This window comes from Adhaeribacter soli (genome assembly GCF_008727925.1).
Lineage (GTDB): Bacteria > Bacteroidota > Bacteroidia > Cytophagales > Hymenobacteraceae > Adhaeribacter_A > Adhaeribacter_A soli.
This window is the reverse complement of the sequence record NZ_VTWT01000006.1, coordinates 69504-83751: the sequence shown is the minus strand read 5'-3', so window position 1 is coordinate 83751 and position 14248 is coordinate 69504. Positions and strand designations below refer to the sequence as shown.

General features: G+C 48.2%; 14 protein-coding genes. 10 read left to right on the top strand and 4 right to left on the bottom strand.

What is annotated here, in order from left to right; all coding sequences use genetic code 11:
- Nucleotides 1-19 precede the first annotated feature (19 nt).
- The 5 genes from paaA (at nt 20) to F0P94_RS11615 (ending at nt 4033) form a co-directional block, all read left to right on the top strand.
- Nucleotides 20-1009: a 1,2-phenylacetyl-CoA epoxidase subunit PaaA gene (paaA, locus tag F0P94_RS11635; protein WP_191907026.1), complete on the top strand. Its 990-nt coding sequence runs from the start codon at nt 20-22 to the stop codon at nt 1007-1009.
- A 251-nt stretch (nt 1010-1260) separates the two neighbouring features.
- Nucleotides 1261-1896, top strand: coding sequence for a phenylacetic acid degradation b (locus F0P94_RS11630; RefSeq protein WP_150904067.1), 636 nt, complete (start codon nt 1261-1263; stop codon nt 1894-1896).
- A complete protein-coding gene (gene paaC / locus F0P94_RS11625; RefSeq protein ID WP_150904066.1) occupies nt 1896-2651 on the top strand; it encodes a 1,2-phenylacetyl-CoA epoxidase subunit PaaC in 756 nt (251 codons plus the stop codon). Before F0P94_RS11630 ends, paaC begins: the two co-directional genes overlap by 1 nt.
- 97 nt (nt 2652-2748) lie before the next feature.
- Nucleotides 2749-3234: a 1,2-phenylacetyl-CoA epoxidase subunit PaaD gene (paaD, locus tag F0P94_RS11620; protein WP_150904065.1), complete on the top strand. Its 486-nt coding sequence runs from the start codon at nt 2749-2751 to the stop codon at nt 3232-3234.
- A gap of 175 nt (nt 3235-3409) precedes the next feature.
- On the top strand, nt 3410-4033 hold the full coding sequence (locus tag F0P94_RS11615; RefSeq protein WP_150904064.1) for a hypothetical protein: 624 nt from the start codon (nt 3410-3412) through the stop codon (nt 4031-4033).
- A 188-nt stretch (nt 4034-4221) separates the two neighbouring features.
- Here the strand turns inward: F0P94_RS11615 and F0P94_RS11610 are convergent, their stop codons facing one another.
- From F0P94_RS11610 to F0P94_RS11600, 3 genes are all read right to left on the bottom strand, one after another.
- A complete protein-coding gene (locus F0P94_RS11610; protein WP_150904063.1) occupies nt 4222-4584 on the bottom strand; it encodes a GxxExxY protein in 363 nt (120 codons plus the stop codon).
- Nucleotides 4585-4769: 185 nt separating this feature from the next.
- On the bottom strand, nt 4770-6500 hold the full coding sequence (locus tag F0P94_RS11605; RefSeq protein ID WP_150904062.1) for a M3 family oligoendopeptidase: 1731 nt from the start codon (nt 6498-6500) through the stop codon (nt 4770-4772).
- Between the two features lie 626 nt (nt 6501-7126).
- Nucleotides 7127-8215, bottom strand: a complete 1089-nt coding sequence (locus tag F0P94_RS11600) for a ferredoxin--NADP reductase (protein WP_150904061.1) — start codon at nt 8213-8215, stop codon at nt 7127-7129.
- Nucleotides 8216-8392: 177 nt separating this feature from the next.
- Here F0P94_RS11600 and F0P94_RS11595 point away from each other — a divergent pair, with 177 nt between their 5' ends.
- Complete coding sequence (locus F0P94_RS11595; protein WP_225307195.1) at nt 8393-9109, top strand: peptidoglycan DD-metalloendopeptidase family protein; 717 nt, start codon at nt 8393-8395, stop codon at nt 9107-9109.
- 71 nt (nt 9110-9180) lie between these two features.
- Nucleotides 9181-9957 carry a mechanosensitive ion channel family protein gene (locus tag F0P94_RS11590; protein WP_150904060.1) on the top strand — a complete coding sequence of 259 codons (777 nt, stop codon included), beginning with the start codon at nt 9181-9183 and terminating at the stop codon, nt 9955-9957.
- 72 nt (nt 9958-10029) lie between these two features.
- On the opposite strand, the gene F0P94_RS11585 is transcribed toward F0P94_RS11590, so the two are convergent.
- Nucleotides 10030-11247, bottom strand: a complete 1218-nt coding sequence (locus tag F0P94_RS11585) for an ABC transporter permease (protein ID WP_150904059.1) — start codon at nt 11245-11247, stop codon at nt 10030-10032.
- 54 nt (nt 11248-11301) lie between these two features.
- On the opposite strand from F0P94_RS11585, the gene F0P94_RS11580 reads away from it, so the two are divergent.
- The 3 genes from F0P94_RS11580 (at nt 11302) to F0P94_RS11570 (ending at nt 14081) form a co-directional block, all read left to right on the top strand.
- Nucleotides 11302-12555, top strand: coding sequence for an exo-beta-N-acetylmuramidase NamZ family protein (locus F0P94_RS11580; protein ID WP_150904058.1), 1254 nt, complete (start codon nt 11302-11304; stop codon nt 12553-12555).
- Between the two features lie 99 nt (nt 12556-12654).
- Nucleotides 12655-13596, top strand: a complete 942-nt coding sequence (fmt, locus tag F0P94_RS11575; protein WP_191907025.1) for a methionyl-tRNA formyltransferase — start codon at nt 12655-12657, stop codon at nt 13594-13596.
- Nucleotides 13593-14081, top strand: coding sequence for a dihydrofolate reductase (locus tag F0P94_RS11570; protein WP_150904057.1), 489 nt, complete (start codon nt 13593-13595; stop codon nt 14079-14081). Before fmt ends, F0P94_RS11570 begins: the two co-directional genes overlap by 4 nt.
- Nucleotides 14082-14248 lie beyond the last annotated feature (167 nt).

The following is a 14248-nucleotide window of genomic DNA, read 5'->3' as shown; positions in this document are numbered from 1 at the left end:
ACTCTTAACTAGAAAAAGCATGTACGGAGGAGGAAATATTTTTGAAGCCACCAAATTCGACGACCTGGCTACCGAAGACCCGGTAAAGCTTGCCGAATTTGAAGCCCGCATTGCGCGCGGCGAAAAGATCGAACCAAACGACTGGATGCCGGAATTATACCGCAAGCAATTGATCCGCATGATCGAGCAGCACGCGCATTCCGAGATCATCGGCGCCTTGCCGGAAGGTACCTGGATCACCCGTGCCCCTGGTTTCCGCCGGAAGATGGCGCAGATGGCGAAAGTGCAGGACGAAGTGGGCCATGGCCAGTTACTTTATTCGGCAGCCGAAACGCTGGGTAAAAGCCGCGAAGCCATGCTGACCGACCTGATCAACGGCAAAAGTAAATACTCCAACGTCTTCAACTACCCGGCTGTTACCTGGGCAGATTCCAACATTATTTCCTGGCTCATCGATGCCGGTGCGATCGTAAACCAGATGGCCAACGCCAAAGGTTCTTACGGCCCGTACTGCCGCGCCTTAGACCGGATCTGCGCCGAAGAAGCCTTCCACCTGAAATACGGCCACGACGCCGTTGTACACATGGCAACCGGTTCGCCGAAGCAGCGTGAAATGATCCAGGCGGCCCTCAACCGCTGGTGGCCACCGATCATGACCTTCTTCGGACCATCCGATAAAATGAGTACGCACACCGAAACCCTGGTGCGTTGGAAAGTAAAAATGGCTACCAACGACGAATGCCGTCAGCAGTTCCTGGACATGTACGTACCGAAGATCTGGGAATTAGGCCTGACCGTTCCGGATCCGAAACTGCACAAAAATGCCGATGGAGTATGGGAATACACCGAGCCGGATTGGGTTGAATTCAAGGAAGTGATTAACGGCAACGGCCCTTGCAACAAAGAGCGTTTAGCCGTTCGCCGGACCGCCGAAGAAAAAGGCGCCTGGGTACGCCGCGCGTTACTGGCTCCTAAGAAGGAAGCAAAATATATTAAGCCGCTCGCGTAAGCGAAGTTATGAGTTTATAGTTATGAGTTGATGCTGTGGAAATGGTATTGAATTCAGGCTTAAAACTCATCATTCATAAAAATCCGCTGTTCGGGATTTATAAATCCCGAACTCTTCTGATGGGGATGTATACATCCCTGTACAGGAAAACTTCCGGATTTGAAAATCCGGAAGAGCTAAAAAAAAGGTATCAAATTAAGAGGAAAAAGCAACTCATAACTTTTAACTCTTAACTCATAACTAAAAAGAAAATGAGTTTAAAATCATTAGATCCTCGGGTAACGCGTCTGGAATTGCCGGAAAACCCGACCGAGCCTACGCCTAAGCCAGAGCTCGACCAACTGATCACCTACGAAGTTTTTCATCAGAAAAAGGAGAACGCTGCTTATACCTACGTTGGTCCGGTGCATGCCGCGAACGAAGAAGTAGCATTCCTGTTCGGCAAAGAGCAATACAGCCGCCGCTATGCCTGCACTGGTATGTGGGTTACCGAAACCAAAAACGTAATGGTTACGCCTTATACCGACGAAGCCGTTTCGGTTTACGATGTGATCCGGATTCAGCCGGAAAACGTTACCGAAAACGTAGGAAAAACTGCTGAGAATTACGAGATCTTCCACTTGAAAAAACGCGGCAAAGCGCACCAGCACATGGGCACTGTTTCGGCAACTTCCTACGAAGACGCATTGGCGGAAGCTAAAAGCCAGTTCGGCGATAAGAAGCCTTGCGTGAACGTGTGGGTAATAAAAGCTGCCGATATGTTCCGTTCGGAAGAAGAAGACAAGGACATCTGGAGCACCACCAAAGAGAAAGAATACCGCGAAGCTACTGCTTACCGCGTGCTGGACAAGATCACCAAGTATAAAGAAGAAAACCCTGTAGCGTAATGAACACCGAAGCCTTAAAAGACCTCCTTTACAAGATCGCCGACGACCAGTTAATTCTCGGTCACCGCAACTCCGAATGGACCGGTTTCGGCCCGATGCTGGAAGAAGACATTGCATTCTCTTCCATGGCCCAGGATAAACTTGGCCACAGCCTCGCGTTCTACAAAATTCTGCACGAACTTGGCGAAGCGGAACCGGACACGGTTGCTTTTACCCGGAACGCCAACCAGTTTCACAACTGTCAATTAGTTGAATTACCAATCGGCGAATACGACTTCAGCCTGATCCGGCACTTCCTGTTCGACAACGCCGAAATTCTTCGTTTCGACATGCTGACCCGGTCAAGCTACGAACCGATTGCCAAAGTGGCTACCAAGCTGAAGGGCGAAGTAAAATACCATGTACTGCACGCCAACACCATGATCAAGCAACTCGGTTCCTCCACTGACGAAGCGATCGAGCGTCTGCAGAACTCTTTAAATGAAGCCCTGCCATACGCCTTAGGCATTTTCGAAAAATCGAAATTCGACAATGAATTAATAGCCGAAGGTATTTTTGAAGGGGAAGAAAAGCTGCAAACCCAGTGGCTGGAAAACATCAAAAAAGTGCTTTCCCAAACCCACCTGGAGTTGCCTGACCTAAACACGATCACCCCAAAATTCGGCGGTCGCTACGGCGAACACACCGAACACCTGCAGCCGCTTCTCGACGAAATGGCCGAAGTGTTCAGCATCGACCCAACGGCAGAATGGTAAGCTCGATTGTTCGACTTTTCGATTGTTCGATTATTCGACAATTTGAAACTGAAAAAAGTCGAACAATCGAATATCGAACAATCAAACAATCGAACTCATGTTGACCAAAGAACAAGTACTTACCTGGCTTGAAGAAGTGAAAGACCCGGAGATTCCGGTGCTGTCGCTGATCGACTTGGGCGTAATTACGGATGTAACGGTAGCCGAAAACGGCGAAAAAGTAAAGGTTGAAATGACCCCGACTTTTGCCGGCTGCCCCGCCATGGATTACATGAAGCGCAACGTAGAGGAAGTTCTTGCCAAATACGGTGTGCAGGATTTCGAGGTGCGCATGAGTTTCGACAAGCCCTGGGACAGCAACAAAGTGACAGCCAAAGGCCGCGAAGCACTGAAGAAATTCGGCCTCGCTCCTCCCCCGGAATACAACCTGATTCTGGACCTCGATATTCTGGAGCACGTAAAATGCCCGTATTGCGACAGCGATAATACCGAGTTAAGAACGCCATTTGGTCCTACCCTTTGCCGCTCCATGCACTATTGCAATAATTGCCGGCAGATGTTCGAGCAGTTCAAGCCGGTTTAATTCAGAATCAGGATTTTCGGGATTCATGGATTTTCAGGACTATAGTGTAAGCTGATTTAACCGAGACCAATTTTCTGGGTCAGGAAAAAACTAGAGTATATAAAACAAAAGCGCTTCAATTTTAACTAAATTGAAGCGCTTTTTCGTTACATCAATTCCAACTGAAAACCCATTTATGAAAAGAATACTGGTAATATTTTCTATTGCAGCCTTAGCCGGCATTTACTCCTGTAAAACCGACAAAACCAAAACCACTGAAGTCAAAAAAGAGAGGGTAATTGCAAAAAAAACCGATGCCCAGGTAAAAGCCGACCTCGATAGTCTGAGCCGCGAAATGGACCGCACCTGGAACGAAATGATCGCGTCCGATGACCAGAAAATTGACAACCTGCAAACGCTGCTCGCCAGAATCGGCCGCGATAAAAACTACGACAAAGCCGCACTCACGAAAGTAATCTCCGCCCGCGACAGCATGAAACAGCAACGCTACGACCGTCAGGGCCTCGCCAACGTAGCCGCCGTAGATGCCTATGATTCGCTGCAGATCAAAATTATGGATGCTACCAATGAGCTCGTTCAAAATACCAACCTGGCCGAACGCGATACGGTAGCCGCCAGTCTGGTAAATCAGATTCAGGAAGACGATTCCCGCGTTCCTATTCTTCGCGCCTATTACGACAAAGCTGCTAAACATTTCAACCAATACCTGAAAGATTACCAGCCCCAGATCCAGAAATTAGGCCCGCCTTACAGCGATCTAAAACCGGTGCCGATGTTTGTGGAGCAGCCGGTAATGTAGAATCAGGATTTTCAGGATTTAAGGATTTTCAGGACTTTACTTTATATTAATTTAGAAGAAAGTATTTCGAAGGCAAAGGATTAGCTTTGAGAATTGAATGCATAAAATTCCTCAGCTGGTATTCGAAAAAAAAGGGTTGGCTCGGCTTGTGGGTCAGCCTTTTTCGTTTCTGGAACAAACCTGAATTTTTACTTATAAATCCGGTGAAATTGCAGGGAATTGCTGCCGAAATTGATTAAAAGGCCAAGAGGCAGGTTGTAAGCAACCAGGTAATTTTTTGCTTGTGCCAAATGAATATCTTCCAGTTTTATCAGGGCTTTTAACTCAACCATAATTTTCGCTTCCACAATAAAATCGGCCCTTCTGGTACCAACCTGAATGCTATTATAATAAATGGGATGCTCTTTTTCCCGTTCAAAATCCAACCCGGCGCCTTCCATCTCAATTGCCAGGCAACGCTGATAGATCACTTCCTGAAAACCGTTCCCGAGTTTCTTATGAACCTGCAGGGCACAGCCAATAATCTTGTAAGTTAGATCATCATTTACCATACCGCTGAAAATGTCTAAACAATTCAACGCTCAAAATAAAAATAGGTTAAAGTAGCTAATACCAATCTCTTAGCTACTTTAACCTATTTAAAAATTATGAAGAAATTTGCTTCTTATTTTATCCTTTCAAGACTTTCAGAAATAAAACTAAAGTCCTGAAAATCCTTTAATCCTGAAAATCCTGATTAAAGCCTTCCCATCTCCCCCTTCACAAAATCAGCCAGGCTCTTAATATACTCGGTAGAAAAATCGAAACGGATGCCGGCGGCTTCGTAGATCTCGGAAATGGATTTGGTATAACCTAATGCCAGGGCATTTTTATAACCTTGCAAACCTTCGGTTGGGTTTTCTTTGAACTTCTTCCAGACGGCAACAGCGCCTAACTGCGCCATGGCGTATTCGATGTAATAAAAAGGCACTTCGTATAAATGCAATTGCTTCTGCCAGGCGTAGGTTTTAAACTGTTCCAGTCCGGCCCAGCTTACTTCTTTCTGGTTGAATTCATCGAACAGTTCTACCCATTTTTCGTGGCGTTGCGCTAAAGTATGCTCCGGATTTTCGTAAACCCAGTGCTGAAATTTATCGATGGTGGCAACCCAAGGGAACGTTTCCAGTACGCCTTCCAGGTGCGTTTTTATAGCACGTTTCCGTTCATCGGCATCCGGGAAGAAAATATCCCAGTAATCAAGAGTCAGCAATTCCATGCTCATGGAGGCCAGTTCGGCTACTTCGGAAGGCGGGTGTTTGAAAGCGCCTAACGCTAAATTCCGGGTCAGGAAAGAATGGACCGCGTGGCCGCCTTCGTGCAGCATGGTTACCACATCGCGAAGCGAAGAAGTGGCATTCATAAAAATGAACGGTACGCCAACTTCATCCAAAGGGTAATTATAACCGCCCGGCGCTTTGCCTTTGCGGCTTTCCAGATCCAGGTGGCCCATATTTTTCATGGTTACCAGGCAATCGCCCAAAAACGGATCGAGGCGGTAGAAGCATTCAATGCTTTTTTCAAGCAATTCGCTACCATTTTTGAAAGGCGTAAGCGGCGGTTTGTTGCTTGGGTCTACGTCCAGGTCCCAGGGGCGCAATTCGGCTAAACCCAATTCCGCTTTGCGTTCCCGGTCGAAACCGCTGATGATCGGGGTAACTACTTGGGCAATGGAATCCTGGAAATCGAAGGTGTCTTGCGGGGTATAATCGAAGCGGCCAAGGGCGGCAAACATGTAGTCGCGGAAGTTGGCAAAACCGGCGTTGGTGGCTACTTTATGGCGCAGGGTAATCAGTTCGGAATAGAGCTGGTCGAGCTTTTCCCAATCCTGGCTCCGTCGTTCCTGGATCGTACGCCAGGCGGTTTCGCGGATGGCCCGGTCCGGGTTTTTCAGGCGATCGGCGGCGCGTTGCAGGGTCATTTCCTCGCCATCCAGGGTAACGGTCATGGCGCCGGAAATGGCGGCAAACTGCTGCTGCTTCGTGCTGATCTCGGTGTTGAGCGGAATGTTTTCTTCGCGGAAAATTTCCAGGGCTTTTTTCACCGAACGCAAATAAATGCGGTATCTTTCCTGGTCCAGGTTGGCCACATACGGCGAGGCCATCAGCTTCTGGTTCAGCTCGTGGTCGTAAGGGGCAATCTTCGGGTCTATTTCTTCTACAAAAAACTGGAACGCCGCGGTCGCGTCTTCGTTCTGGGTGTCGCACGTCATTTTAATGTAGCGCCAGCCCATATCTTCCTGCAGCACGCTTTCCAGTTCGCTCCGGTCAAGCAACCAGTTTTCCAGTTCTTCGGCAGAGGTAATGTTGCGATCTCGGAGCTCGATAAAATAAGGCTCAATGGTATTCCAGTCGGTAACTTTAAAGGTTTCGGGCAGGTAACGGCGGGGATTTTTACTTATTTCCGTTACAGTTCGTTCGGCAGTATTCATGGCTAATGTTTTCGGGGTGAAGAAATGTAGTAGGTTACGGTTAAACTCAATTTTCAGGTTAAGGTTTTAAATAACCTGATTGTTATTGCGGGCGGCCAAGATAGAAAAGAATAATCCTAAATCCAATGATGCCCGTCCTTGTTTAATAGAATCGGAACACTACCCTTTCTCCCACTAAATCCGGAACTTCAACGGATTTTATTTTACATAATTATTCAACCTGAACCTTCTATCCTGACCTGTATCCCGACTGTCCGGAAGCACTGCAGCCATGAGTATTGTGCATAAGCTTCCATAAAGCGGCTAATAAAGGTAAAATACCTAGTGGGCTACCTGAAGGGAGCGGCGATAGTCCGGCCTGTCGGGGGACAGGCCGAGGTGTACGTGATATCTAATAGTTCCCCCCCCTACTTAAATTTCCACTACTTAAAGATGGGCAAATACCATAGGTCATGGGCAGCGCTCAGATACAACACTCTACTTTACATAACTTTTAAACTTCAACCTTCAATTCATAAATTTAAAGGAACCCCAACTTTGCAGAAGGCAAAAAAAAGTGCCGGATGAATCCACCCGGCACCGTACTAAAAAAAATCAATTAGCAATTAACAATTAGCAATTAACAATTACCCGATCTCGATCACCACGTCGCTGGTAAGCGGATGGCCAACGCAATTCAGCACGTAGCCTTCCTGCATTTCTTTGTCCGAAAGGCCTTCGCGTTCGTCCATGTGCACTTTACCGCTCAGGCATTTGCCGCGGCAGGCGGTGCATAAACCGGCTTGGCAGGAATAAGGCAGATCGATATCCTGATCAAGGCCGGCTTCCAGAATGGTTTGGTTTGGCTCAACGGTTACCTGGTATTCTTTGCCTTCGTAAATAATGGTCACGGTCTGGGTTTTGATCGTGCCATCGGTATCTTCGCCGGTGTTCAGTACGCCTTCGGTATCTACCGGCTGGGCGGTGCTGGCCACAAAGCTTTCTTTGTGCACTTTATCGCCGGGAACTCTGAGCTGGGTCAACGCTTCGCGGGCGCCGTCCATCATCGGTTCCGGTCCACAGATATAATATTCAGTATCGGCGAAATTGGTTACACCGGAAGTTTGCAGCAACGAAACGATCTTGGCTTTATCGAGGTGACCAATGTGCGAAGTAGGGTAATTGGCCGCCTTCGGATGATTGAAAATGTGCTCCACTTTCAGGCGTCCGCCGGCTTCGGCTTCCATTCTGTCGAATTCCTGCTTGAAAATGGTGCAATCCTCGTCCCGGTTTCCGTAAAGCAACAGCACTTTCGAGTCTTTCTCGTTTGTAAGTACCGTTTTGGCAATGCTCATTAGAGGCGTAATGCCGCTGCCGCCGCCAAGTAAAACCACGGTACGGGTAGCATTGGGCTGAGGCTCGAGGCAGAAATTCCCGATCGGGGCCATTACCTGCATGGTATCGCCCACTTTCACGTTATCGGGCAGGAAATTAGACATCAGTCCGCCTTCTACCCTCTTTACCGTTACCGACAGGCGGTGGCCTTCGTGCGGAGCGCTGCACAGGGAATAAGCCCGGCGCACGCTTTTACCGTTAATGTCGGAGATCAGGGTTAAGAACTGGCCGGATTTGTAAGGAATATTCTGTTTTTCCGGATGCTCGAAATGCAACGTAATGGCATCGGGCGTTTCCTGGGTAATAGCTACTACTTTTAAATTCAGGTATGGACTACTCATAAAATAATTACAGTATTTCCGGCAGGCGGAATGCGTCGGTTTTCAAGGCGCGAAGTTACATTTTTCTGCTTGTTTTCGGGAAGAATTGCTTTACATTTTACTTTTTTCGTACCGATTCACGAGTTTCCGCTTTTCTATTTTAAATTGAAAGGCTTTTTAATAGCCAGTTCTATTTGCATGAACCTTTCCCCTGATAATATTCCGGCAGCGGATCTTACCCTGCTGCTGAAAAAACACATGTCCGAAATGGGCCCGGTTACCAGCCTCGACCTGAATGCAGCCAACGTAACCCGGCTGGATTTTTCCGCCGCCAACCCGCTGCTTACGTTGGAGAACCTTCAAAACACCCAGACTTTTACCGAAGTAGTGAACCGGATGCTCCGCGAAAAAGCTGCCGAAGTGGGCGTAGGCGGCTACCTGGAGCACCGGGTAATTTACCGGCGTAGCGGCTTGTTCAACGAACTCTCCGAAGCCCGAAGCCTGCATCTGGGAATTGATATCTGGGCGCCGGCTGGTACTACCGTATTTTCTCCGCTGCCCGCCGTAGTGCACAGCTTCCAGGACAATGCCAATTTCGGCGATTACGGACCTACCATTATTCTGCAGCACCAACTGGATGGCATTTCGTTCTATACGCTTTACGGCCACCTGAACCGGGCATCCCTTCAAAATTTAGAAACAGGAAAGGTTATTGCGAAAAGCGAAAAAATTGCTGAATTCGGTCCGTACCCGGAAAACGGCGACTGGCCGCCACACCTGCATTTCCAGGTAATGGCCGATCTGCAGGGGCTTTCCGGTGATTACGCGGGTGTTTGCAAACCTTCGGAAAAAGAAATATTTGCCGCAATCTGCCCCAACCCGAACCTGATCTTACAAAGCCGACACTTAACCTGAGTTTATTAAAAACAGTATATCTTTCTGCTCTGAAAGTAAGTATAGCCAAACCTGAATAAACAAATTTTAGAATGATCGATTTCAGCAGGATTTCCCGCACCATTACCAATTACGTTGTGCTTTACGGCATGAAAATTCTGGTTGCCTTACTTATTCTGGTAGTAGGGCTCTGGCTCATTAAACGCATTACTAACTTTCTGTTCCGTCTCATGGAAAAGCGCGGCGTAGACCCATCGCTTATTCCTTTCCTGCACAACATTGCCAACATCTCCCTCCGCATTCTGCTTATTATTGTCGTTATTTCCCAGATCGGTATCGAGGCCACTTCTTTCCTGGCCATTCTGGGTTCAGCCGGTATTGCCATTGGTCTGGCTTTGCAGGGCAGCCTGAGCAATTTTGCCGGCGGGGTTTTACTGCTCACGCTCCGGCCTTTCCGGGTAGGCGATTTTATTGAAGTGCAGGGCCAGAGCGGGAAAGTGCATCTGATCAATATTTTCAATACCGTCATAAAAACCGGCGACAACAAAACCATTTTCATCCCGAACGGCCCGCTGGCATCCAGCACTATTATAAACCATGACGTGGAAGAAAACCGGCGGGTAGATATGAAGTTCACCATTGCCGCGACCAATAATGTAAACAAAGCCAAAGAAGTGCTCTTCCGCATTGCCGCCCGCGATACCCGCATTTTAAAAGACCCGCCGCCCAAAGTAGTAATAGCCGAAATGTCGGCCACCGAAGTTAAGCTCCTGGTTAGAGTTTGGGCGCACCACTCCGATTACTGGGAAGTGTTTTACAACATGCAGGAACAGGTGAAAGAAGAATTTGAAAAAGAACAGATCGTGTAAAACTACCTTTAAAAGAAAACGCTACCTTTTTTCATGAAAAAGGTAGCGTTTTCTTTAAGAACATTTCTGAATTTAGTCGAACCGGATTGCCTTCACCGGATTAATCCGCGATACCAGCGCCGTTGGCAGCAGAATAGAAAGCAAGGTCAACAGGAAAACGGCCAGGTTCAGCAAGGCAATTACCCCGAAGTTCCAGTGGATCGGTACGGTGTCCATGTAATAGTTTTCGGGGTCGAGCGGAATGATTTTCAAAAAGTATTGCATGGCACAAAAACCCAAACCTATCAGGTTTCCCCACAGCAGACCCTTCAGGGTAAGTTTGGCGCCGTTGTAGAAAAACACTTTACGGATCTGGTAATTGGTAGCCCCCAGCGCCTTCAGCACCCCGATCATGTGCGTGCGTTCCATGATCATGATAAACACCGTGGAAACCATATTGAAAGTAGCCACAAAAACGATAAGCACCAGGAAGATCACCACGTTCCGTTTCAGCAGTTTCAGCCAGTCGAAAAGCTGGGCGTATTCGTCGGTAATTTTCTGCAGCTGCAGGTCGTAACTCATTTTGTGGAACACCTTGTCGGCCACCCGGTCTATCTGCCGGAAATCCTTCAGAATGATCTCGTAGCCGCCAACCAGGGTATCGTTCCAGTCGTTCAGGTCGCGGATGTGCTGAATATCGGCAATCACGTAAATGTTGTCGAACTCATCGAGGCCGGTTTTATAAATGCCCGCGATCTTAAGTTTCCGCACGCGGGGTGGGTTCTGCACGAAAAAGAACAAGGCCTCCTCCCCTACGTCTAAGCGCAACTGGTCCGCAATCTTTTTACTGACCATTATTTCGTCTGAAGCCCCGGAATCGGAAAAGTGCAGCAGCCGGCCGGCCACCAGGTTATGCTGCATGGCCGTAAGGTCGTATTGCCGGTCTATGCCTTTCAGTACCACGCCCAAAACTTCGTCTTCTGTTTTTACAATAGCTGTTTTGCGAGCGAATGGCTGAATGTTCTTGATTTCCGGGAATGCATTGTGGCGGGTACTGAAGCCGATATTTGGACCGATGGGCAGGCCTTCGAGCGAATTATTGGTATCGTATTTGGTAATTTGCAGGTGCGCGCCAAAGCTGAAGATCTTCGATTGGATCTCGTTCCGGAAACCTTCCAGAATGGCAAAAGAAACAATCATGATGGCCAGGCCAATGGCTATGCTGATAATTGCTATTTTTGTAACCGAAGAAGTAAACGACTCCGAAGCGGAAGCGGTTATTTTTTTGGATATGTACCGGGAAACGTTCACGTGCGCTAATTTCCCGCAAGATAACTATCAATTTCGATTTCTCCGTTCAGAGCCATGTTTCAACCGCTTTTAGTTTCGCTTTCTTTCTTACTTTTCAGCCTGCCTTCCTGCCAGCGCCCGGCCGTCAACCAACCGGAAACGGCACGGGTTGAAACCGGAAAACCCGCCCAAACCACAAATCAGCCGGTAACTGAAACAGCTCCAAACGATACGGAAAACGCCCTAAAAACCGGAGCTGAACAAACCGAACGCTATCTGAATTTACTTCGGGGCAAAAAAATAGCGCTGGTCGTAAACCAAACCTCACTTATCGGGAAAACCCACCTGGTAGACAGCTTACTGGCCCATAAGATCCGGATCGTAAAAATATTTGCGCCGGAGCACGGTTTCCGCGGCGAAGCCGATGCCGGCGCCCACATCAAAAACGAAACCGACAGCAAAACCGGCCTGCCGCTGGTGTCGCTTTACGGCAAAAACAAGAAACCCACACCGGAGCAGATTGCCGATGTAGAAATCATCCTTTTCGATATTCAGGACGTAGGCGTGCGCTTCTACACCTACATCAGCACCCTGCATTACGTAATGGAAGCCGCCGCCGAAAACAACAAACAAGTACTGGTTTTAGACCGCCCAAACCCGAACGGCGATTACGTAGACGGCCCGGTACTGGACCTGAAAAACACTTCCTTCGTGGGCATGCACCCCATTCCGGTGGTGCACGGCCTAACCGTTGCCGAACTGGCCCACATGCTGAACGGCGAGAAATGGCTGGCCGGCGGCAAACAATGCAACCTGGAAGTGGTACCGGTTAAAAACTACACCCACAAAACTACTTACACCCTGCCCGTAAAACCTTCTCCGAATTTACCGAATCAACAATCCGTCCGCTTGTACCCTTCGCTGGGTTTGTTTGAAGGCACGAACGTAAGCGTAGGCCGCGGCACCGATAAACCTTTCCAGCAACTCGGCAGCCCTTTTTACAAAGACACCACCTATGCATTTGTTCCTAAGTCAGTTCCCGGCGCCACCAATCCTCCGCATTTAAACACGCGCTGCTACGGCAAAGACCTGAGTAAAATCGAAGCTCCAAAATTTACGGTAAGCTACCTGATCGATTTTTACCGCAACTCGCGCCAGCAGGATAAATTCTTCAACAGCTTTCTAACCAAATTATCCGGAACAGAAGCTTTGCGCAAACAAATTGAAGCCGGCTTAACCGAAGCAGAAATTAGAAAAACCTGGCAACCAGATCTGGAACGCTATAAAACAATGCGCAAAAAGTACCTGCTCTATCCTAATTTTGAATAGAAAGAACAATAAAGGCTTAAGAGAATAACTGCCAAAGCAAAGCCTCGGCCCGAAAAAAATCTTAAGTCTTTTGTCTTAAATCTTTTGTCTTATTAAACTATGACCAAACCTCTCCGCATCATATTCATGGGAACGCCCGATTTTGCAGTTCCCACCTTACAAACCCTGGTAGAAAACGACCAGAATGTGGTTGCTGTAATTACCGCGCCCGATAAGCCTGCCGGCCGCGGCCTGAAACTGCAGGAATCGCCGGTGAAGCAGTACGCCGTTTCCCAGAACATTCCAGTGCTGCAGCCTACCAATTTAAAATCTGAAGCCTTCCTGGAAGAACTGAAAAGCTACGGGGCCGACCTGCAAATAATAGTGGCCTTCCGCATGTTGCCCGAAGCCGTCTGGAATATGCCGCCGATGGGTTCCTTTAACATTCATGCTTCGCTGTTGCCCCAATACCGCGGCGCTGCACCTATAAACTGGGCCATCATGAACGGGGAAACTGAAACCGGCGTAACCAGCTTTTTCCTCAAACACCAGATCGATACCGGCGACATCATTTTCCAGGACAAAGTAGCCATTCTGCCGGAAGATGACTTCGGAACGCTCTACGAAAAAATGAAACATGCCGGAGCTGAGCTTGCCTTAAGAACGGTACAGGCCATCGAGGCCGGCAACGTGCCTTCACAGCCGCAACAACATTCCGAGGACCTGAAAGAAGCGCCGAAAATCTTCAAGGAAACCTGTCAGATAAACTGGCTCCAGCCCGCCCAAACCATTCACAATTTCGTGCGCGGCCTTTCACCCTACCCTACCGCCTGGACCATTTTCGACGATAAAACGTTCAAGATCTTCAAAACTGAAATGGTATCGGAATCTACCGGAAAAGCCGAACCCGGCCAGGTAATTACCGATGGCAAAAACTTCATTCACGTACAAACCGCAAACAGCATCCTGAACATTACGGACCTGCAAATGGAAGGGAAAAAGCGCATGAGCGTGCCGGAATTGCTTCGTGGTTACACCTTTAAAAACGCCCAAACCGCATGATAGCCTTAATAGTAGCCATGGCCGAAAACAACGTGATCGGCAAAAACAATCAGCTTATCTGGCACCTGCCCGCCGACCTGAAGCATTTTAAAAACCTGACCACCAGTCACCCGATCATCATGGGTCGCAAAACCTACGAATCCATCGGCAAACCGCTGCCCAACCGCACAAACATCATTGTAACGCGACAGCAGGATTTTAAAGCTGAAGGTTGCCTGGTAGCTCATTCTTTCAGCGATGCCCTGATGCTGGCCCAGCAACTCGATTCCGACATTTTTGTAATTGGCGGAGCCGAAATTTACAAACAAGCCCTATTCCTGGCCGATACCATTTACCTCACCGAAGTGCACCACGAATTCGAAGGCGATACTATTTTCCCCGAGATCGATCCGCTTTTATGGGTAGAAACCGACCGCCAGGAACACCAAGCCGACGAAAAGAACCCGTATGATTACGCATTTGTAACTTTACAGGCAGCTGAGTAAAATTCTATTTCAAAGCCTCCGGAATCGAAATAAATATTCATTTCAGTAGCAGGCTATTTCAATCTCAAAGTTGCTGGTTCAGGTTTGAGCGAAGCGGGAACTTAGACCTAATAATAATCTGAAGTTTTCAACTTCAGTGAGGCGACAGCCTCAAAATAGGCTACTGC